Annotated in this window: 16 protein-coding genes; 10 read left to right on the top strand and 6 right to left on the bottom strand. The window is 55.6% G+C overall.

All coding sequences use genetic code 11. The annotated features are described in order from the left end of the window. The 5 genes from GRI91_RS09370 to GRI91_RS09350 form a co-directional block, all read right to left on the bottom strand. Positions 1-198, bottom strand: a complete 198-nt coding sequence (locus GRI91_RS09370; RefSeq protein WP_160736425.1) for a hypothetical protein — start codon at positions 196-198, stop codon at positions 1-3. A 59-nt stretch (positions 199-257) separates the two neighbouring features. Then, on the bottom strand, positions 258-647 hold the full coding sequence (locus GRI91_RS09365; RefSeq protein ID WP_160736424.1) for an antitoxin Xre/MbcA/ParS toxin-binding domain-containing protein: 390 nt from the start codon (positions 645-647) through the stop codon (positions 258-260). Then, on the bottom strand, positions 637-1,251 hold the full coding sequence (locus tag GRI91_RS09360) for a hypothetical protein (RefSeq protein WP_160736423.1): 615 nt from the start codon (positions 1,249-1,251) through the stop codon (positions 637-639). Before GRI91_RS09360 ends, GRI91_RS09365 begins: the two co-directional genes overlap by 11 nt. Then, positions 1,251-1,766, bottom strand: coding sequence for a hypothetical protein (locus GRI91_RS09355; RefSeq protein ID WP_160736422.1), 516 nt, complete (start codon positions 1,764-1,766; stop codon positions 1,251-1,253). The genes GRI91_RS09360 and GRI91_RS09355 overlap by 1 nt, the downstream gene beginning before the upstream one ends. A 146-nt stretch (positions 1,767-1,912) precedes the next feature. Continuing rightward, complete coding sequence (locus GRI91_RS09350; RefSeq protein WP_160736421.1) at positions 1,913-4,438, bottom strand: MobA/MobL family protein; 2,526 nt, start codon at positions 4,436-4,438, stop codon at positions 1,913-1,915. Positions 4,439-4,644: 206 nt separating this feature from the next. Between GRI91_RS09350 and GRI91_RS09345 the strand changes: the two genes are divergently transcribed. Genes GRI91_RS09345 through GRI91_RS09335 form a run of 3 tightly spaced genes read left to right on the top strand, consistent with a single transcriptional unit; the run spans position 4,645 to position 7,038 of the window. Continuing rightward, positions 4,645-5,319 (top strand): hypothetical protein, encoded by a 675-nt coding sequence (locus GRI91_RS09345; protein ID WP_160736420.1) that lies wholly within the window; start codon positions 4,645-4,647, stop codon positions 5,317-5,319. Positions 5,320-5,322: 3 nt separating this feature from the next. Beyond that, positions 5,323-5,538: a hypothetical protein gene (locus GRI91_RS09340; RefSeq protein WP_160736419.1), complete on the top strand. Its 216-nt coding sequence runs from the start codon at positions 5,323-5,325 to the stop codon at positions 5,536-5,538. A 57-nt stretch (positions 5,539-5,595) separates the two neighbouring features. After that, complete coding sequence (locus GRI91_RS09335; RefSeq protein WP_160736418.1) at positions 5,596-7,038, top strand: hypothetical protein; 1,443 nt, start codon at positions 5,596-5,598, stop codon at positions 7,036-7,038. A 94-nt stretch (positions 7,039-7,132) separates the two neighbouring features. Here GRI91_RS09335 and GRI91_RS09330 read toward each other — a convergent pair whose 3' ends face one another. Continuing rightward, positions 7,133-7,735 carry a hypothetical protein gene (locus GRI91_RS09330; protein ID WP_160736417.1) on the bottom strand — a complete coding sequence of 201 codons (603 nt, stop codon included), beginning with the start codon at positions 7,733-7,735 and terminating at the stop codon, positions 7,133-7,135. Positions 7,736-8,897: 1,162 nt separating this feature from the next. On the opposite strand from GRI91_RS09330, the gene GRI91_RS09325 reads away from it, so the two are divergent. From GRI91_RS09325 to GRI91_RS16275, 7 genes are all read left to right on the top strand, one after another. Then, the gene (locus tag GRI91_RS09325) at positions 8,898-10,499 is read left to right on the top strand and encodes a TolC family outer membrane protein (RefSeq protein WP_160736416.1); all 1,602 of its coding nucleotides are present in this window, start codon (positions 8,898-8,900) and stop codon (positions 10,497-10,499) included. Then, the gene (locus GRI91_RS09320; protein WP_160736415.1) at positions 10,496-12,646 is read left to right on the top strand and encodes a type I secretion system permease/ATPase; all 2,151 of its coding nucleotides are present in this window, start codon (positions 10,496-10,498) and stop codon (positions 12,644-12,646) included. The genes GRI91_RS09325 and GRI91_RS09320 overlap by 4 nt, the downstream gene beginning before the upstream one ends. Beyond that, the gene (locus GRI91_RS09315) at positions 12,643-14,034 is read left to right on the top strand and encodes an HlyD family type I secretion periplasmic adaptor subunit (protein ID WP_160736414.1); all 1,392 of its coding nucleotides are present in this window, start codon (positions 12,643-12,645) and stop codon (positions 14,032-14,034) included. Before GRI91_RS09320 ends, GRI91_RS09315 begins: the two co-directional genes overlap by 4 nt. A 36-nt stretch (positions 14,035-14,070) precedes the next feature. Then, positions 14,071-14,595, top strand: coding sequence for a toxin-activating lysine-acyltransferase (locus GRI91_RS09310; RefSeq protein WP_160736413.1), 525 nt, complete (start codon positions 14,071-14,073; stop codon positions 14,593-14,595). Further along, on the top strand, positions 14,592-14,975 hold the full coding sequence (locus GRI91_RS09305; RefSeq protein ID WP_160736412.1) for an SEL1-like repeat protein: 384 nt from the start codon (positions 14,592-14,594) through the stop codon (positions 14,973-14,975). Before GRI91_RS09310 ends, GRI91_RS09305 begins: the two co-directional genes overlap by 4 nt. Next, the gene (locus tag GRI91_RS09300) at positions 14,972-15,640 is read left to right on the top strand and encodes a hypothetical protein (RefSeq protein ID WP_160736411.1); all 669 of its coding nucleotides are present in this window, start codon (positions 14,972-14,974) and stop codon (positions 15,638-15,640) included. The genes GRI91_RS09305 and GRI91_RS09300 overlap by 4 nt, the downstream gene beginning before the upstream one ends. Positions 15,641-15,642: 2 nt before the next feature. Beyond that, a partial coding sequence (locus GRI91_RS16275) for a calcium-binding protein (protein WP_160736410.1) occupies positions 15,643-20,951 on the top strand: 5,309 nt, incomplete at its 3' end.

The raw sequence follows: 20,951 nt of genomic DNA, 5'->3' as shown, positions 1-20,951 counted from the left end.
TCATTCCTCTTCGAAAAGTCTTGCCAATTCGGTGCCGAGCAGGCTGTCGAGAATTGCCGCTTCGTCGCTCAAGATCGGTAGCGTCGCGGGCAAGTGGTCTCGGACCTTAGGCTCGCCCTTCAAGCCGTTCTGCTCACCCGCCAGCTGGCTGTCCTGAGCAGCGCTAGTCGGCAGTTGTTGGGCGGCACGTTTCGACATGCCGGGGACATGGGGAGGACCGGGCCGGAATATCTCCGACCCTCCCCCAGGTTTTGGAATTACCGCTCGAGTTGAGCGTCAAGATAATGGCGAACGGCAGCCAGATCAGTGAGGCTCCCCGATGCAATCAGATCGATCGCGCTTCTTCCTCTGAATAGCGGAGCCGAATTCGGCCTCCTTATCCATTGGTCTGCCCGGATGGGATCGGGCAGCAAGGTGTTTATGGCTTTGTAGATACCAAGCACGTAGGAAACACGTTGCAGTTGGTCCTCACCAAATCCATACATTCTGCCGGTACGCCAGTGCTGCAGCGTGGTTTGGCTCGAGATCCCAAGCGCACCAAACTGTTCGGCTTCCGTCATCGACCACAGCGTTGCGATCTTGAAGAAAAGTCGCAGCGCCGGTTCAGCCAGCGACGCATGGTCCTCGGGCATGGGATCATGCGGCATTTCTGGCCCCCTGCCATGTCTTCCAAGCATCCTCTACAATGGCCCGACCTTCGTCTGTCGCCAAAGGCCGAGCGAATTTTCCAAAGCCCGATGGCAAAAGTTGGCGAGCTGGTATCATCAGGTGAAGATGCGGAAAGCCCGGCTTTGCCGCACGAGCTGGCACATGCATTACGACCACTACGGCGACCGAGTGTTCCTCCACCAAGTTAGCGGCGAAGCCTCTTCCCAGCTCCCATACTTCGTGCAGCCGGGTGATCTGCGGGACGACATCAACCTGAGCGAACCGCAGCGTGACGATCACAACAAGGTCGCGAATGGAATTGAAGCATTGCCGGTCGTAAGCTTTGACAAGGCGTTGTGGGTCCCAGAACTCGTCGCTTGCACCAGGCGGCAGAATGACATCGAATTTGTGGCAGGTCGGCTGCGGCCAGGGCAGCGACATGTCGTGGGGCTTCATCACGGGAAAGAGGCGGCGGCCGAGAAAGCGTTCAGCGGTAAGTTCGTTATTCGGATCGGCCTGCGCTACCCCGAAGGAGAGGTTCTCCATTTCCCCCAGAACTGGCTCGTAATCAAGGCCCGGAGGCGCCTTCACTTTCTTCGCCATCACGCGGCCTCCCGCATCTGATTGTCACCGGCGAGGGCGGCAGAGGCCGCTTCGATGCATGCGCACCGCTGTTGGAAAGTCACGAAGGGAGGTTCGAAATCGAGGCGCAGGCCGGTTCGCTCCAAGGCTACGAACGGACCATGGCCGGACGGCACAAGCCAGAAGCCGCTCGACCTTTCGAAGTAAAGCAGCATCTCATCGATCCTGATGAGTTCTCCATTCATATTGAGGACCACCGAGAAATAGGTCGGTTGAGGTCCGAATGCATATGGCTGATGAGCGAGTACGACGTCAGCGCCGGTCGCTGTCGCCGCCTCATGCATTGAGCGCCGGAAAAGTGCCGGATCGCATGGCGTGCTTGCAAAGATAAGCTTGCGCTCTGCGAGAAGGAGGGAACCGGCGGGCAACTCCCACGCCGCAGGCACGGCATTGCCGGCTCCTATCGCGCGCATCAGGACTTGGAATATGCGCATGCGGACACGCGATACCTGCTCGGAAAACGATTGGACATTCATAGAAAACTCCGGGTTGGATTGGGATGGGGGCGTGCCCCTGAGCTTTCCCTCGCTTTTTCATTCACTTCAGGAAGCTCGCCTTCCCGTTCTCCTTTCCCTTGGTGTCCCTTGGTTCGCCGGCAGCGCCCGCGCGGTCCGGCGCCTGATCAATCTTTTCCTTTTCCCTTCAACCGCTGCATCGCAGCCGCGAGGGTGGCTAGATCCAGTTCGGCAGGGTCAGTTGGATCCTGCCGGACGGGTCCCCGCTTAAGCTCGGCAAGCGCCCATCGCTCTCGAACCATCCCGGCCAGGATTGCCTGTGTTTCCTTGTGACTCGAAGGATCCTTGAGCGCCCGGATTTCGTCATCGGGCAGGTGTCCCTTTGCGACTTCGTAGTCGCCAGAACTGCTGAGGGTGATGGGCAGGTTCAAACGGCGCACACTGTCCAGACTCTGCTTTCTCAGTGCTTCGCGAACCCGCTTCTCCCGGCGCTTGGCGATCGAGCGCAGCATGGCTATGCGCTGCGAAGCGACAAGAAGAGCTTCTCCAGTCGCGGGCGAGGGCTTGCTCGGTTTTGGATACAGCTCGACATCTTTTGTGGGGGCTCGGTCGCGCACCAGTCTGCGAAGTATCTCCTGCGCATCACTTCGTCCGCGGAGCACCTTGAAGGAAGAAAGCGCCGGCGTTGCTGATGGCCGAGCGTGGATCAGCTCAGTCGGTTCGGACGTTATCGCGCTCTTCGCAAGCCGGTCGTTGTCACCGCCCAGGCCGGTGCGGATACCGGTTCTGGCATTGCGCTGCCCCTGCTTGCATAGGTTGGCAAGCCTGTCTTGCGCTGACTGCGCGCGCGTATTTGCATTTGCGAGAAGACGGGCGAGACAAAGTCCGAGGCCGTGGCCGAGCGGGGTAAGGGCTTGCGTGTCTCTGCCCCAAATGCGCTCGGCTGAAGCCCTGATTTCTCCGAGATGCGCGGAAACATTGGATCGGTGAGCCGCAAGGCGCGGCACATCTTCCGAATGGCATCTCGTCGCAGCTTCCTCGATGGTTTTTCGTTTAACCTGCAAGGTCGCAATTTCCTCTGCACGGGACACCGCGCGGGCCAGACGCTGTTCGGCTTTGGCCGTACTTCCCGCAAGCCGAGCAGAGCGCTCTCTCGCGAGATCCAGCGTAGCCTTTTCATAACGAGCAAGGCTTGCCGCTCGGCTCGTCTGTGATACCAAAGCCGTCGAAGTCGCCTCGAGCCGTGCCCGGACACTCAGCGCGCGTTGCTGGGTTTTCTTCGCACAAGCCTCGCGAACGCTAACGACTAGGTCCAACATCCTGCGAAGCCTTGTGTGTTTGCCAAACCGCAAAACGCGCTCCGAAGCTGAATGCATCAGGTCATCTACCATCAGCTTTCTGGCATCGAGCCGGCGCGCAAGATGGCTGGTGCTTTGAGCTATCGAGAGGTTCGCTCTCCCCCTGGCCGTTTTCACCTCGTGGTGCCGCTGCTTGAGGTATTGCTTCACATCAAGCTCAGCGCCCCTGAGCCGGGCGGAGGCAATCGGTGACCGTATGGCCATGGTACGGACTATGGACTGCATGCGCTTAATTTCTGCGCATCGACGGTCGACTTCGGTCCCAAGCTGCGTCAGTCTAGTGCCGCCGTCCACAAGCGCAGAGCGCGTTTGTCTGGCTAGCGATTGCGCCTTTTGCAGCAGCGCCTGACGCGCTTCCATGGCCGTTAGGCGCCGCGCGATCCAGGTTCCGATCTGACCGACATTCGGTGCAGGCTCAGCCATGCAGCGCGCCTTGTTACTAAGAGGCGTCAGGCGCTTGTCGATATTGGCAGCATGCAGCGTCGCGTTGATGTCGCGCACGATGGTCTGCCGGCGGGCAAGGATACCGGCGGGTGTGTTGATGTCGTTTTCCTTGGCTGCAGCAAAGCTCCAGTCAAAGGCGCCATGTCGCTCGCAAGGCCGCAGCGAATAAAGAATATGGCAATGGAAGTTGCGCTGGTCGCCGCCCTCATCCGGCGTGTGCATGGCAACTGCGTAGGGTAGCCCGCGTTGCTCGAAGAACCGGCAGATCCGGCGCACTGCCTTACGTCGCTGTCTGTGCGTCAGTTCGGCGGGAAGGGCGATGATCTCCGAGATATAGACATTGGCATTTTTTCGGTCGTGCTTCTCCAATGTTTCAAGTGTGCGGAAGAAGCCGGCGAGTTCTGTTCGGTCTGCGGCGACATTGGACCACCAGCCATGCTCTCCACCTTCGAGGCCTTCCTCGCGGGTGATGTAGCGCGCGGCTCGCTCCGCTTCACCCGCGCGCCATCGTCTTCCTTTCGTTGATGCAAATCCGCGAGGTGCGAACGCGAAATGGACCGAGTAGAGTCCATCGTGGCCGCGAGCATCGCTGAAGCCAACATCACCTGGTAGAAAGATGCTTGAACGCTGGAACAGTCTGCGCGCTGTCTTGCTGAACTTGGGTCGCTGCTCTTCAGGCATATGTACCCGCACGCGGCGGCTGATTTGCTCGAGTAGCTCTTCCTCTTCCTTGAGCCGCCGTCGCCTGCGCCCCTCACGCTCTTCCTTTTCATCGGCGATCGCGGCGGCTCTTTCCTCGCGTGTACGCTGATTACGCGCGCCGCGCACAGCTGCCATTGCCGCGCTTACTGCACGTGATCCCTCTTTCAGTTCAGCGTAGGCCGCGTGCATCGCTTTTCCTTGCCTGATTGGCCGAAGAGAGGGGGGGGTGGCAGGGTGGTTTGTGGCCGACAGGCCAAACAAACCTTTATCGCGCACCACCCCCCTCTCTCTTAACTTATAAGCAGGACCGTGCTGTGGTGGTCCTGACCCTCCCACAAGGTTTGCAAAAATGAGCCTGGCCAAACCCTGGGGGAGGGTCGGGGGCACTCGCCACAGTGATCATCCATCTGGTGCGCATGACAAACACGCAGCCACCACCAGATGCGATCGGCGCAGACCTTCTGAAGAGCCTGTTGGCTCTCGAGCACGCTGCCTCTTCTGAACTTGCTCACATTGAGGAGAAGCTTCCCGAACTTCGTCGCCAGGCGCGAGCAAAGCCGCGCCGTCGCGGCGGGAAAGGCTCGGTCGATAGCGAAAAGTACAGGCTTGGCTCGAGCCTTACGTTGCTCGGTTTCGCGGGTGTGGATGATATGGCGCTCCTGGGGTTCTTCGCATGCGGCGACCGAGCTTTGCAATGGTTGGCCCAAGTGCGGCTCGATCGTGGTCCGATGACATTTGCTGAAGCGGTGAGCGCGGCATTGACCGATCCCGCGCGTGCTGAATGGTGTCGCAGTTGGGGCCTTTATCGCCGGCGGCTGTACAAGAAGGCGATCTACGACGCTTCGGTCACAGCTTTTATCGAGAGCGGTCGGACGGGTGCCAATGAGAAATGGCGCGGTCAGGACATCACGGCCGACCAGATCGATATCATCGAGGACATTTGTGAGGCGGCGCGTCTGCCTCCGCCCACGCTGGCCACCAGGGGCGAAGCATTCCAGTGGATCTACGAAAAAGGCGGCAATCCAGCTTACTGGCAGGCGCCTGAACTCCCGGCAGAATGGAAGGACTAATCCATGGATATCGACGCTGTCTACGCCGCTTTTCTCGAGAAGGAGAAGCTCTTCAACGCCGCACTCGCCAGGTGCGAGGCCGAGCAGACGGAGGGGCGAACCGGTTTGGCTGCCTGGCGCGAGGCCGACAAGCTGAACAAGGAGCTGCAGGTGATCGCTCGCGCACTCATCAGCAACATCGAACAGGCTATCGCGGAATTGCCGCAAGGGATTTCTTAAGTTGCTATTATTAAGATGGAAATGAAACCGCATCATTCTAACCTAACAGGGAGTCCTATGAAACTGAGCGATAAGAAAACTGACAATAATAAACCAAAGAACAAGCCGCGCAACTTTGCACGCAACGTTCCGAGAAACTTGAAAAGGTTGGCCAAGACTGTCATCAAGTATAGACCAATCTCGAGAAGAGGCCTGCTGAACGTAAGAGATTGGCTTTTCGCGGAGATCTGGGGTGAAAATCTTAGCTCAGAGAAGCGTCAGGCCCAGCTATTTTCTTTCGAGCCGTGGGATAAGCTCAAGATGGCGGTTATGGACTCCCGTGATCTCCCTCTACCCGATAATATCGTGCCGGATTCAGCCGCTGGCCTGCTCGAACTCTGTAAGAAGCTACTTGACCGTTCGGACGATGGCTATTTGCGCACACATTTCGTGACGGGCTGGGCAGGCGTCGAGCATGGCTTCGAAGATGCTGAATTAAGAGCCTTCTGCGAGCAGCTATGGCAAACCAGCGCTAATGATCCGGATTTCTACCGGCTAGTGGTTAGAGGCGATCATGGATCAGCAACCGCTTACCTCACCAAACATCGCATCCCGGTGGGCTTGACCGCTGAGAGCGCCATACGATTGATCTACCGAATGGAACTTATCTGGTGCGCTCATGACGCGCAGGCCAGCGCCGGTCGCGCTGCCCGCAGTATGAAGGGTGCATTTTCCTGGTTGCACTCAAACGTTGAGGGCGAGCGAATGTGCGCAGGAACTCCGATCGCGATCTGGCGGCCGGTCTATCAAATGCTGACCGAAAACACCGATCGCTACCGTACCAATGAAGAAGCTCGCGGCGGCAAGGCCGAAGCAAAGCCGACGCGCCATGACGACGTAAAGAACATCAAAGCTGTAGTGGAGCCTACTCTCCAGCGAGAAATGCTCCGCGATATCTCGCGCAAAGACCGTGATCACCTGTTGGCTGACGTCAGAGATCTTGCAGAAAGCCAGGACGACATCTTTTGGAATGAGATACGAAAGGATAAAACCTCGGAGGAGGTCGCCAATCTACAGATGAGCCAGATCTGGTACCGCGGATTGACGCCGCTGCAGGTAATTTCGCTTGCCGTCGTGAGGCTGATCCAGATGGAAGCCACGCTCGAGAAGCGCATCGCGAGCATGTATCGGCATACCGGTAGTACCGATGCCTTTTATCCACCTGTATTGGCCTTCAGTCAGTCGGAGCTGCCAGAAAACTGGCGAAAACGTGCCGTGCAGCTTGTAGATGATTTGAGACGAACCATCCTCAATGATTGTGATCATGGGAGCCGTAATGAAGAGGTCAGGGAAGGCGCCGGTGTGACCTCTCATTCTAATGACTACCTGGATGAAGCTTTGCGGTTCTTGGAAGAAGCCAACCAAGAGCCACTGCCCAACGCCCCGTCGCTTCCGTTAACAGGCAAGCGGCGAACCGCATCACTGCTGGATGTGGCTGCCGAAACCCGGATGGCCCGGTGATTTTATACGAGCGGGCTCTTATGAACTTCTGAAGATTATTTTGCGGCCGGATGGAGACCTAGCAAGCGCGTCGCGAGGAGCGGCCGTAGAGCCGTCAGATCCACCCCTCGAACGAGGTATGTGTCTTCGCGGTGATGATCCCCGCATATCGATCCTGGAGGTCGAGGAAAGGCGCGTTTTCCTCGACCACCAACCCTGCATGGCTTGCTCTTATACAGGGTCCAGTTCCAGCCGATGGGATGAGCCACAACTCGCTGTCCCGGCGACGCCAGGCGAGATAGCCGGATAACCAGCGTGCGGCGCCCCGTAACAGGATATCAAAGCTCGCGCCTCGGGCTGCGTCGAAACGCAGCACAAGGACATCCATGCCTGTAAGATCGGCAAGGCGTTCGGCGCTCCCAAAATAGAGCGGTCGTCTGCGTCCGGTGCCCATCACCACCACGCCAGCGATGGGCAGTACAATTGCTTGCGTGAAAAGCGGGTCGAGCGCGCTTCCGTCCTTTCCAATGACTGCATTGATGGCCGAGGCGACCGACTGCAAACGGTGAATCACCTCTCCGCCATTGAATTCCGTCGTTCGGGGACGGATTGCGAACATCATATTCATAACTGCAATGCTCCCTGCGAAGCCGATGCGTTCCGAGCGCGCGGCTTCGTTCATTTCTTTACCTTGCCCGGACACACCGGGTTTGTTCATGCTCTGGTGATCAGCGGTGCCGGAAATCGGTACCCACCGGCGCTATGGCGCCAGCAGAAACGCTGTGGCATTGCGAAGTCCGAGATCGCGCTCGGCTGCATGCGCCCACGGCGTCTCTGTTAGACGAGCGCCTCGATCCAGTTCGAAACAGCACGCGTCCGGCTCGTCTCCATCGGGATCTGGGATGAGAAAGAGCCGCCGGTCGAGATCGCACCAGAGACGTAGTGCGCGGTGCCAGCGCACCTTGCCACGATGGCAATGCAGGAGCGTGAAGTAGACCGTTGGCTTACCGTCGCCGGTGCAGCCACTCTCAACGATCAGCACATCGATGCACGTCTCACGCACTGCCTCTGTCAGCCGGAAGGGATAATCCCCGGCCGAGGGCAGAAGGATTAGATTCTCGGCGGCAATGTTCTGGCCCTTCCCGCAGAGCCAGCGGGAGCATCGCCTGTGCAACCGTCGCTTGGTGCTTGGCAAAACTCGCCAGATTCTGTGCTGCGGAGATGATAGAAGCGACCCGGGCGAAGCTCAGGGAACCTCGACGTACACGTGTGTTCCCCGTCCCACCGCACGTTTCTATGGTCGCGAGAATCGCGTCAATAAACTCGTCCAATACTTCACAAAAGGATGCTCAGTTCTGATTTCGGGGCCAGGTGGCATCGGGAAGAGCGAATTGGTTCTCCAGTCGCTGGATAAGCTTGATTCAGTGCCCCAGGGCGATCCAAATATTATCTGAATAAATGCTTGCAAAGGAATTTAGTATTCGTAATAATTCATTAGGTTAATAATTCACTAATGAAATAATTGATTAGATGATCATTTCCGTAAGGGTGTTGCCAGGTGGGGAAGTTAAAGTGCCCGGATTTGGGTTCTACGTGCATCCATTTTGGATGCAATATCAAGCGTGAGCGGCGGTTTCGAAGAGAATCGATGAGTGTTGAGGCCCGCTCTGACGCTACGTCAATTCGGGCCTTGGCGGCCTTGGGATTTGTAAGTGCGCTTTACTTTCAATTTGGGTCGGTGGTGAATTTTTCGGGACTGGAGGGGGTGTCGCGATTTCACAATTCAATTCTGATGAAAAACATCGGCCGCTCATGTTTTTGGGTTAATGTGGGTGCGGAACGATTGGTTTCGGGTGGCCGTCTAAGATTTGGTTCAGGCAATGCATTTTGAAGCTCGGGCTTGCCAAAAGTCAGTTTATATTTTGATTGCGAATTTGATTTTCGCTGCTGCCGCGCCAGCATCAGCGGAGACGCTGGCTGATGCGATAGCTCTTGCATATCAGACCAACCCGACACTTGAGAGCGCTCGTTATGACTTGCGGGCAGCCGATGAGGGTTTGGTTCAAGCTCGCTCGCAGCTGCGAACGAAGGCTGAGCTGAATGTTACCGGTGCTTATAACCGGAGGATCAACGGTCGAGTCTCCCAAGAGGTCAACCCTCTTAGGCCTAGAGCTATTGGTAGTAACAGCAACATTGCTCAAGTAGTTGTCAGTCAACCGCTCTTTACTGGTGGACGAGCGACTGCTGCACGGGATGCGGCCCTCGCCAACATTCGTGTGGGGCGCGAGATCTTACGCGGAACCGAAGGTGATTTGCTGTTGTCAGTCATCACGGCATACGTCGATGTGCGTCGATACCGAGCGGCGCTGCTGATCTGGCAGTCGAGTGTCGATCAACTGCAGCGACTGACTAAGGAAATAGGCGCGCGCCAAGTGGCTGGTGAGGTGACGCGCACGGACGTCGCACAAGCTGAAGCTCAGTTATCGATCGCTCGTCAACAGATGGTCATAACTGAGCAGGCGCTTGAAGCGGCTCGAGCCGATTATGCGACTCTAGTGGGGCATGAGCCTGGAAAATTATCCGAAGTTCCCGATCTTCCGAATTTACCGTATCGCGTGGAAGTTGCTTTCGCACTGGCCGAAGAGCAAAATCCAGAAATCAAGCATGCCATATTTTCAGAGCACGCCTCTCGAGCGAGTATTGTTGCCGCCAAGGCGGAGGGGCAGCCGACATTAAATTTGCGGGCTGAAGCTGGCCTGATCGGCAAGGCGCTGCCTTACCATTTTCGCAATCAAGACCAAAACTATACCGGCAGCGTTGTGCTCACGGTGCCGCTTTCTGCCGGAGGAGCCATTGCTTCAAGCATCCGTGAAGCAGAGGATCGCAACGGATCAGATCGATTTAAGATAGAGGCAACGCGCAGGGACGTAGACCGAAGTGTCTCACGGACATGGAATCACATGATTTCTGCTGCAGCCCAGGTCGATCTTCAAAGCCAGCAACGTCATTTTGCTGAGGTCCAGCTAGACGGGATGGTCAATGAGTATCGCGTTGGCTTGCGATCAACATTTGATGTTTTGTTTGCTCAGCAGCAGCTTCGCGATGCTGAAGTTGCTTTGTTGACCTCCAAATGCGACCACTACTTGGCCGAAGCCTCGCTACTGCGCCAAACCGGGCTACTCGAAGCGCGGACATTACTTACAGGCGTCCAACTTCGTGACCCTGAAAGCCATTTGCGTGAAATCGGAGGTCGAAATTCGCTGCCGTGGGATGGGGTGATATCGGCTCTCGACGAGGTGACAGCACCTCGATTCCGTCAGCAGATGCTCCGTCCATCTGGCGCTAGCGACGCCAATCCTTCAATCAAGCAGACCAAGGGCGACATCATTCAGCGGACCTATTCACGCTCGTTGCCTACTACCCCCATTCGAGAATCGGTCGAGCAGCCATCTGCGCCCGCAAGCGATAATGCGCACTCATGAGCGACGCTGACCCCAATATCTCCAATGAAGGCAAAGATAGCGGTCTGATCACATTTGCCACTTTGCTCGCCATGCACAGGATTGTAGCCGATCCAGATCAGTTGCGCCATGAACTTGGCCATTATGAGGGTGTCAGTTCCCGCGATCTTGTTCGCCTGTCGCAGGCTATCGAAGGGGTACGCGCGAAGGCACGTCAGGCGAGTTGGAAAGACTTGGAACGCTTACCGTTGCCTGCCCTTGCTTGTGGCAAGCTTGGCTGGTTTCTTATTGGACGAGTTGCGGGTGAAGAGGTGCTGATACAGCGTCCTGATCGTTCGGTAGGCAAACTGACCCGGGAAGAGCTTAACGAGGTTTGGGATGGCGAGCTCGTCTTGGTCACCACACGTGAGAATATTGGGCTGACCAGTCGAGCATTCGATTTCACCTGGTTCATCCCACAGATCGTGCGCTACCGACATCTGATTGGTGAAGTCCTTCTTATTACATTGGCATTGAACCTTCTCGGCCTCGCCGCGCCATTGTTTTTTCAGAACGTCGTCGACAAGGTTCTTGTGCACAACACCATGTCGACTTTGACTGTCCTAGCTATCGGTTTCGTCGGAGTATCGGTGTGGGAGACGATATTCGGTTGGCTGAGGACGAGACTCTATTCCGAAACCAGCCAGAAACTTGATGTCGAACTTGGCGCCAAGCTCTTTCGACATCTATTGCGGCTCCCCCTGGGGTACTTTGAAGCACGCCGTGTCGGTGACACGGCCATGCGGGTACGCCAGCTCGAAACCATTCGAGAATTCCTGACCAACGCTTCACTGTCGGTGCTTGTAGATCCCGCCTTCACGATCGTTTTTTTGATCGCGATGTGGATTTACTCAACGAAGCTCTTTCTGATCACGGTGCTGATTATTCCTGCCTATTTCATTGTAGCTGTGCTGGTCACACGACCGCTGCGCGAGCGGATCAATGAGAAGTTCGAGCGTGGAGCTGCAAACAACGCACTGCTTGTCGAAAGCATAGGGGGAATTCAAACGATCAAGGCAAGTGCGGTCGAGCCTCAATGGCAGGATCGCTGGGAACGCCAACTTGCGGGATATAGTGAGGCCAGCCAGCGGGTTATCAATCTTGGCAATACGGGTGGCCAGGCGATCCAGTTGATTTCGAAGCTCAATTTGGCAGCCATTCTCTACTTCGGTGCGCAGGCAGTAATTAGCCACGATATGACCGTGGGCGGGCTTATAGCATTCAACATGTTCGCCCAGCGGGTTTCGGGGCCCGTCATCCGGATGGCGCAGCTGTGGCAGGATTTTCAGCAGGTCAAGATCGCGATCGATCGGCTGGGAGACGTTCTTAATCAACCAACCGAGCCCGGCTCTGGAAGTCAAACGGCTCTTCCCGCGATAGCGGGGGCCATTCAGTTCGAAGGCGTTAAGTTCCGCTATGACCTTGATGGCCCCTGGACCTTGGAAGATATCGACCTTGAAGTGCAGGCTGGGTCCACGCTGGGCATTGTCGGATCGTCCGGTTCAGGCAAGTCAACTCTCACAAAGCTCCTCCAGCGTCTCTACACACCGGCAGCAGGGCGCGTTCTGGTCGACGGCGTTGATGTTAGCCAAATCGATCCTGCGTGGTTACGTCGCCAAATCGGGGTCGTCCTGCAGGAGAATTTGCTGTTCAATCGATCTGTTCGCGAGAACATAGCTCTCTCCAATCCAGCCATGCCATTGGAAGCTGTTACTGCCGCAGCCACACTCGCGGGTGCCCATGACTTCATCGTCCGCATGCCGCAGGGCTATGATACGCCTATTGAGGAACGAGGCACTAACTTATCTGGCGGTCAACGCCAGCGACTTGCCATTGCGCGTGCTCTGGTTACGCAGCCACGTATCCTGATTTTTGATGAGGCGACCTCGGCTCTCGATGCGGAGAGCGAGGAGATCATCCAAGCCAATCTCAAGGCGATGGCGCGTGGCCGTACAGTGCTCATCATTGCTCACCGGTTATCCGCGATCCGCCAGTGCGACCGCATTATCACGCTTGAAAAGGGGCGAATTGTCGAGGCAGGAAGTCACGATGAACTCCTGAGCCTCGATGGTCGCTACGCTGACCTCTATCGGCGACAAATGGGCGTCAGCCACGGAGCTCACGTATGAATGCGATTTCCCGCCATTGGCAAGTGGCGCGCGAAGCACTGGTGAAGGATCGCAAGCGCTCACGGAACGCTACGCCCAGCGCTGATCCTCGTTTTCTGCCCGCTGCGTTGGAGGTTGTAGAGCGGCCTGTGTCTCCAACCGGGCGGTTTACGGCGTGGGTACTTCTGGTTGGCCTTGCCGCAACGTTCATTTGGCTGGTTTTTGGCCGAGTGGATGTCGTCGCATCAGCTCAAGGGAAAATCATGCCAGCCGACGATGTAAAATTAGTCCAGGCCTCCGACACGGGAGTTGTTCGGCATATTTATGTGCGTGACGGGGATGTAGTAAAGAAGGGCCAACCTTTAATTGATCTCGACCCAACCGTTTCGGCTGCAGAGCAGATCCAGGCGGAGAAAGCTCTGCTTGCCTCCCAGCTCGATGTAGCGCGCAATCAGGCCATCGCCAATGCGCTCTCGGGAAGGGGACTGCATTTTGACCCGCCTCCAGGTACTCCGGCTGATGTAGTCGACACCCAGCGCAGATTGATTGCTGCACAGTTTGCGCAAAGCGAAGCCGGAATTGCCGGTATGGCTGCCGCTCGCACGTCGTCACTAGCGGATGCGCGAGCGGCAACGGAGCAGATCAAGACGCTCGACCAGACTGCTCCCGTGCTAGAACGCGAGCTTGATGCCATGCACGGATTGGAAGCCAAGGGTTATGCTCCAGGTTTGAAACTGCTGGAGATGGAGCGTCAGAAGCACTCGGAAGCCGGGCAGCGTGAGATCGCTGTCGCGCAAAGATCCAAGGCTTTGTCCGATGCGCGCAAATATGCCGAACAACTTAAGCAGATGCGCGAGCAAGCGCGGCAGACTGCTTTATCGGACCTAGCCAAAGCGCAGAGCGAAGCAATGCTGCGGCAGGAAGAGTTGACCAAGGCGCAACAAAAGAGCCACTTGCAGCGTCTTGTGGCACCGGTTGACGGAACGGTTCAGCAGCTTGCGGTGCATACCGTCGGCGGTGTTGTCGAAGCGATCCGACCACTGATGGTCGTGGTTCCGTATGGTGCCCTAACCATGCAGGCAAAGGTGCTTAACAGGGACGCCGGTTTTGTTAGTCCGGGGCAGAATGTCGCAGTAAAGCTCGAGGCTTTTCCTTTTACGCGATACGGTACGATCCCTGGAAAGATCGAAAGTATCAGCACTGATGCAGTGGAAGACAAGAAGTTGGGGCCGGTTTACGTCGCGCGCATTACATTGCTTAATTCAAAAATTGATCGAGGCGATGAGGTCGTATCCTTAGGCCCTGGCATGTCGGCCACAGCCGATATCAGGACCGGGCAGAGGTCAATTATTAGTTATTTGATAAGCCCAATCGACAAGGCTCGGCGCGAAGCCGCACGGGAGCAGTGAGATGAAGGTGACGGCTAGAATTAGTGGAGATGAGCAGTGGCGGTAGCCAGCACAGCGACAACACCGGCGCATACGGTTAGCCATGTCTTTGGCGAAATTACGTGGCTCCTTAGCCAATCATGGCAATATCACGACTTGCTGGTCAGCGATCTCATGTCGTTGGTCATGCCGGCTATCCTGAACCGTCAGTTTCACATCTTTAGGAAAGGTGATCGTCCTATCGGCGCTGCTCTCTGGGCATATCTGGATGAAGAGGCGGAAAGCAAACTCGAACGATCGCTCTCCGAACCGAAACTCGAATTATCGCCCGATGATTGGAAATCGGGTGATCGCTTGTGGCTGATCACCCTGATCGCGCCGTTCACCGACCCGCAAAATCGCGAGGCGGAACTGATGCTTGCTGATCTCATCGCTGGGCCGTTTTCAGGAATATCGTTTCGGATGATCCATCAAGATGAGGCGAATAAAAAACGTGCCGTGCTTCGCGTCGGGGCCGAAGCTAAAAGAGAACTGGTGCAAAAAGTAGCGGAAGGTCTCGAAAACAAGGGAGTAAGGCGATGACTATCGTCCTTGGCACCCTGTTGGCGTTGCAGGCACCGAGCGTCGTGAGCGGTGATGCTGCTCTTGCAACTTGGTGCACGGAAAGTCTTGCAGACACCGAGGCGGCGGCGAGGCGCGGCGATAAACACGCCCAATACGAGCTCGGCCGACGCTACGAGGAAGGCGACGGTGTAGATCGCGATCTCAAGCTCGCGCTTCGTTGGTACACTCGCGCATCGAAAAGCTCGGAATCCCAAACCTACGTATATTCCGGGCCGGTTGGCAGCGAGCGCCACGGACGGGCTATCAAGGTTCGCAATCCAGCCTACCGCGTCGGGGTTCCCGCGGCGGCCTTTCGGGCTGACGCGATACGGCGAATACTGAAAGGCTCTTCAGAATGACCAAACGCTACACGCCGATCGGATTTGTTTCGATCGCGGGCCTATTCATCTTCGCGCTGCAAGGATGTCATCCAATGCAACCGCCAGCGAAGGAGCCAGACTCCTACACGTTCATTTTAGGCCCCAAGCCGGAACTTACGGACGGATTCGATGAACGAGTAGACATAAAAATGCCCGCGAAATATATTTCTCCGAGCCCCACATTTTCAATCAAACAAGCAATTGAACTTGGACAGTTCACTTTTTCGGTTCGATTCCCCCACGGGGATCCTGTGCCTAAAAATCAGTTGTCCACACCCAATGTAGTGATTGTTAGTGCAATCTGGGAGCGCTCTGGAAGTGTAAAAAGGCGGGTGGATGGGACATGGAATAATCACTATTCTAGATATTTGAAAAGTGGATCTAATATTTACGGCCTAGAGGAGCGTTACACACCGGAAGCGGGCAACGATTCGAAATTATTCGTATCGCCTGATTATAATACATTGATAGAGTGTGTGCACATGGTTGTTAATGCGCCCATGATGTGTAAGTTAATACATGATCGTGGAGGAAACTTAGTAAATCAAGCGCTATTCTATCCAGATTTGCTTCCAAAGTGGCGGGAAATTATCTCTATGTCTGAGAGATTAGTGTCTGACGTCGAGTCTCATCGGGGGAATTGAAAATGGGCGGACTAGTCGATTTTGAACAAAGATTTGAGGCTGCGGTTGAGGACGCTCGCGCAAAGCTTGGAAGCAGCTTTACCTTAACTGCGGATCGTGCAGGCGCCTATCTTGAGATTGCCAAAGTCTTGAGTGATCAAGGTAAGGCGGTTGCATCTTCGGATGTCGAACAGTCTAACCGCTACATTCAAGCTGCTAGGATGTTGCAGGAGCAAGCTGAGATTACAACCTATTCGGGTGAAAGCGGTCGAGCTGCAATTGCGGGAAACTTGAATGCAAAGATCGCAAACGGAGCTCTATATGGCATTAAATTAGATAAATTTTCATACAATATCGACGATGCCGTGGTATCGTTTATGGAAGATATTGTATTACGTAAAGCATACGATCAAATTAGTAGAAATAACATTTTATCTGTCGATGGCCTGGTCTGGGATAGCTATGGCCTGATAGACTACTTTCCTGGTAAGAATGTTGGATACACATTCGACGCTTCCTTGGACTCAAGTGTTTGGCAAAGGGCAACAGACGAGCAAAAGTCACGCCTTTTTGGCAGTCAGCAGACAATTAGCCTCACGAATGAAACCGATATTCTCAACGCGCTGCTAATTGGAACGGCAGTTGGCTCGCCGCAAGTCGTTAATCTTGACAAGACTCCAGCTTCTTTTGGCTTCTCGGCGTCAGCTATTGCTGACGTGCCGTTAGGTGGCAGTTTGGATGGCGAGGACTCTAATGGAAATCATTGGAGATTGCTTAGAAGCGAAGATGATATCATTACCATCATAAACAATAACGTCGGAAGTGACGTTTTTGGACACACTGCATTTGTCGATAATAAGTACAATCTAGCGGCCCAATGGCAGGGGATAGGCGCAACGCTAGCGGGAACCTTGTTTCCGGCTTCTCTATATGCGTCATTTGCCGAAGAATATATTGATCCTGAAAATCATCAAGTTTCATATATACTAACCAACGAAAGTGTAGATAATATAAAAAACTTCATGGGTGCTGACTATGGTGAACTCGGTACACGCTGGAGTTACTTGAATGGTGGCACCGTATTAACATTTGACGATTTTATTGTGTCCGGCCCAGGCGCTGCAGGAAAGGGCTCAATTTCAGCAGTTTCGGTGCTGGATGATCCCAACAACGCTGACGGTAAAGTCATTGTAGTTCGAGCACCGACAGCGGATGGCAGCACCAAGATCACAACGGTTCAAGTTGGCAACGCGTCCAGCCAGCCCTCAGTGGAGGGACGTATAACAATAACACTAGCGGCCGATGGGACTATTGTCGCCGCAGACGTGACGGATGAAGAGGCAACACGGGTCCTAAATTTAGCTGAGGCGGCGAGAATTAAGGCGCAACTCGATTCCTACGCTCGGGCCATGGCAGGCGTCGAACAACCAAAGCTGACATACGATGATCTTGGAAACCTAATTGGTTTGGATGACGGATTAACAGGCGGTGGAGCGACTAGCGAAATTGCTAGGGCCTTCCTCAGCGCTCGGGTTGCAAGCGACGGAACGCTTATTCTAGCTGGCCACACGACCAAGCTTGTCGCGTTTGATCCGCGAACGAAGATTGGTCGCTATCAAATCAGCTCTGGCACGGACGCATATGGCCGCTCGACGGTGCAGGAATGGGATTTCAATCTCCAAAGCCAGGATGCGACCTATTCGGGCATTATGCGCACCACAGATGGTGATGTTACAATTACGCACGACGATGGCGGCCCGACGACAATTCGCCTGACGGACTCGCCGATCAATATCGATTTCGTCAATGCCGCTGAGGTTATCGCAAACACCTTTGGCCGATACATCGCGGGCGATGACGTAATCACCCAGACTGTCACGTCGGCCGCCTTGAAGACCATCGCCGACAATTTCGGCGACGTGTTGAATACCCTGGCATTCGATGGAGGCACGGCGACCTCGGACAACCTTTCGCACGCGTTTGACGGGCTGGATCAAGAGTTTCTTGATAATCTCAAATCCGCAGGAGTTGGCGCTGTCAGTTCCTACCTGACAGCTCAGCTCGTGGATGCCATCGGTGTCGGCGGTCTGCCCGGCGAATTGCTGACCACCGAAGCGGGCCAGGTGATCAATACGATTCTTTCGAACGCCGCGGGCGGCAAAGACGTGTTCGATGGACTGAGCACGACGAGCCTGGCAAGCGCGGCTGGCAGTTTTGCCGGGAACAAACTCGCCGAAGAAATTGCCGGCTGGGATGAGGTTGGCGAACAGATCGGGGCGCAGATCGGCAGCGCGATCGGCGCAACCATCGGTTCATCGTTGCCCGTAATCGGCACCGCGATTGGTGCCTTTGTCGGTGACCTCGTCGGCGGACTAGTTGGCGGCCTCTTTACAGGCAAGCCCGAGTCTGGAGCGATCCTGGGTTATGATGCGGATAGCGGACATTTTGCGGTTGATAGCGTCTGGAAAAAGGATGGCGGCAAGAAACAGGTTGCCCGGCAACTCGGCAATACCGCTGCAATTACGCTCAACGGCATTATCGATGAGGTTGGTGGTGAACTGCTAAACGGATCCGAAATCGAAGGCGGCTCCTACGGGATGAGGAGCAAGGCGTATGTCTACTGGGATGACGGTACGAGTAGCGATAACAGGGAAAAATTTGAAGGACCCCAGGATCTTCTCAGCTATGGCGTAATGAGAGCAGCCGAGGACTTCCAGATCATCGGCGGTGACGTTGTCACGAAGCGGGCGTTTTACAATACTATAGCGCTTGGCGTCGTGACGTCATCCACACCTGATACAGGCAATCCGCTTATCGACGGCGTTCTTCAAGACATGGGGGATTTTACGCATGTCGATTATGGGCTCGACATGCTGCTTGGCAATCTGTCGCTCGCCGACCGGCTGAACACATACCTGCACAATTCGGCCTCGATCAATGCCCTCATCGCCGCGGAACCGGACTCGGTATTCAGCGCCGAATGGCTTCTCACGCTCTCACAGGCGAGCGATCTGGGCCTTCTCAAGCGCAACACGCATGATTGGGATGGCGGGTTTTCGTATCTTCTAAATCAAGGTGGAATCGATGCCCGTGATGTCGGTTTCCAGTTTGAAGCCTTGTCCCGCGAGGGCAATGGCGAACGCTACATGACGCTGGACGGAGCTGTGCTGGAAGACACCGTCGACAGCGGATCAAAGACCGTCATTCAAGGCTCCGCTTCCGATGAAATGATCACCGCCACGTCTGGCGGAACCCGAGATGGAATTTCAAAGGACTCGTCATATCACGTGTCGAACGTCTTCCATGGTGGGGCAGGCGACGACTTCATTCGTGCCGGCGATTCCGGCGATGACCTGTTTGGCGATGCGGGCAACGACATTCTGGTTGGTGGTTCACTGGACGACTGGCTATTTGGCGGCGACGGCGACGACGTGCTCGACGCAAATGGCGGCAGCGGCAACGTTCTGTTCGGAGGGGCAGGCAATGACCGAATCTTGGGAGCGGACGGAGATTCGACCGATCCGATGAACAGCGGGTCAGATTGGCTCGAAGGCGCATCCGGCGATGACATTTTATCGGGACGCGGTGGTGACGACTATTTCGAGGGTGGTCAGGGCGATGACAAGATCGATGGCGGAGAAGGCAATGATACGATTATCTTCCGTAAGGGTGATGGTCGTGATTCTCTAAGCGATTCTGGCACATCGACCACCCAACGAGACATTCTTGAATTCGGCCATAACGTTTCAAGTAATGACATCACTGTGGTCGCGCATTCGGCCGGTGTCGATTTGTCGCTACTGGTCGGCGATGCTTCGACAGGTGATCGAATTGATCTGCGCGGTGCGGTAACGAACGGCGCCGAGGGTATTGAAGAATTCAACTTCACGGACGCAGACTGGAGCAAGACAGATCTTGCAAGTCGGGCAGTGTATTCCAAGACCGCAGGCAGGAGCCTTACAGGAACCGCAGGCGACGATACGCTCACCGGTACGATTTACGACGATACGCTAAACGGCGGTGGCGGACAGGATAGCCTTTCTGGGGGTGACGGATCGGATACCTACTTGTTCAACCTTGGCGATGGGGACGTCACCATCGAAGAAATTGGGGCTGCTGCGGACGTCGATGCGCTAGTCTTTGGCGCCGGTATCGCTTTGTCGAATGTATTTGTCAGCGCTGATCCCGACAATCCAACCGATGTTATCCTCACGATCGGTGACGCCGGCGACAAAATTACACTGAAACATCAGGATGCAGAAGACGGTTCTCAATCGATCGAGGAATTGCGCTTTGCCGACGGGACCAGTCTGACGCTGCCTGACCTCTTTCGTATGGGTACTGGCGCTGCCTTTGCTGGCGCGACTGACGATGTTCCGCCCAGTTCCTGGGATCAGGACCTCAATGGCGGAAACGGCGTGGCGAGCTTCACCTACAATATCGGTGACGGCGCTATCCGGCTCAGCGGATATGACAGCAACAACGATATTTTGATCTTCGGTGCCGGCATTTCGCTGTACGATCTGGTCCTTACTCGAAATCCTGCCGACACGCGTGATGTTATGGTGCGGTTTGCTTCTGCGCCGGGTGTTCTCCTGCTGAATGATCAAGATGCAGGCAATTCCACTGGATTTGAGCAGATTCAGTTTGCCGATGGGACCATATGGGATCGCGAAACGCTCTGCCAAAAGCTGGCTGGCAGGGCTTCAAGTGCCGGGGCCGACACAATTACTGATGGCTACAGTTCGACTGTAATCGAAGGGGGCGCGGGCGACGATGTCATTTACGGCGGCAGGGGCGCGGACACAATTATCGGCGGCCTGGGCGATGATAACATGTATGGCGGCGATGGCGGCAACACCTTCGTCTACAATCTTGGTGACGGCAACGACCGGATCGACCAGGGCGATCATGGCGACACTGACATTCTGCAGCTGGGGGCGGGCATCGCGCCGAGCGACGTCATCGTCACGCACCAGGCCACCGACAGCCGCAACGTGCTGATCCGCTTCGTTGGAAACGATGGTTCGATCCTGCTTGAAGACCAGTCTGGCGGCAGTATTTACGACGCTTCCGGCATCGAAGAGGTGCACTTCGCGGACGGTACGATATGGGACAGAGTTGCGCTCGACGCGCAGATCGTTCTGCAGGCGCAGTCAGACCAGAACGACATCATTCGTGGTGGACGTAGCGAAGAGACGATCGAAGGAGGCGCGGGCGACGATGTCATCTACGGCAGCACGGGCGCGGACACGATTATCGGCGGCCTGGGCGATGATAACATGTATGGCGGCGATGGCGGCAACACCTTCGTCTACAATCTTGGTGACGG

Source organism: Altericroceibacterium endophyticum (genome assembly GCF_009827595.1).
In the GTDB taxonomy this organism is placed as follows: Bacteria; Pseudomonadota; Alphaproteobacteria; order Sphingomonadales; family Sphingomonadaceae; genus Altericroceibacterium; species Altericroceibacterium endophyticum.
The sequence above is the reverse complement of the archived record's forward strand: the minus strand, read 5'-3'. Positions and strand labels throughout refer to the sequence as shown.

What these genes read in the sequence shown, in the direction of transcription:
- GRI91_RS09370 (WP_160736425.1), bottom strand. Translation starts at nt 198, where the DNA reads ATGTCGAAACGTGCCGCCCAACAACTGCCGACTAGCGCTGCTCAGGAC.
- GRI91_RS09365 (WP_160736424.1), bottom strand. Translation starts at nt 647, where the DNA reads ATGCCGCATGATCCCATGCCCGAGGACCATGCGTCGCTGGCTGAACCG.
- GRI91_RS09360 (WP_160736423.1), bottom strand. Translation starts at nt 1,251, where the DNA reads ATGGCGAAGAAAGTGAAGGCGCCTCCGGGCCTTGATTACGAGCCAGTT.
- GRI91_RS09355 (WP_160736422.1), bottom strand. Translation starts at nt 1,766, where the DNA reads ATGAATGTCCAATCGTTTTCCGAGCAGGTATCGCGTGTCCGCATGCGC.
- GRI91_RS09350 (WP_160736421.1), bottom strand. Translation starts at nt 4,438, where the DNA reads ATGCACGCGGCCTACGCTGAACTGAAAGAGGGATCACGTGCAGTAAGC.
- GRI91_RS09340 (WP_160736419.1), top strand. Translation starts at nt 5,323, where the DNA reads ATGGATATCGACGCTGTCTACGCCGCTTTTCTCGAGAAGGAGAAGCTC.
- GRI91_RS09335 (WP_160736418.1), top strand. Translation starts at nt 5,596, where the DNA reads ATGAAACTGAGCGATAAGAAAACTGACAATAATAAACCAAAGAACAAG.
- GRI91_RS09330 (WP_160736417.1), bottom strand. Translation starts at nt 7,735, where the DNA reads ATGAACAAACCCGGTGTGTCCGGGCAAGGTAAAGAAATGAACGAAGCC.
- GRI91_RS09325 (WP_160736416.1), top strand. Translation starts at nt 8,898, where the DNA reads ATGCATTTTGAAGCTCGGGCTTGCCAAAAGTCAGTTTATATTTTGATT.
- GRI91_RS09320 (WP_160736415.1), top strand. Translation starts at nt 10,496, where the DNA reads ATGAGCGACGCTGACCCCAATATCTCCAATGAAGGCAAAGATAGCGGT.
- GRI91_RS09315 (WP_160736414.1), top strand. Translation starts at nt 12,643, where the DNA reads ATGAATGCGATTTCCCGCCATTGGCAAGTGGCGCGCGAAGCACTGGTG.
- GRI91_RS09305 (WP_160736412.1), top strand. Translation starts at nt 14,592, where the DNA reads ATGACTATCGTCCTTGGCACCCTGTTGGCGTTGCAGGCACCGAGCGTC.
- GRI91_RS09300 (WP_160736411.1), top strand. Translation starts at nt 14,972, where the DNA reads ATGACCAAACGCTACACGCCGATCGGATTTGTTTCGATCGCGGGCCTA.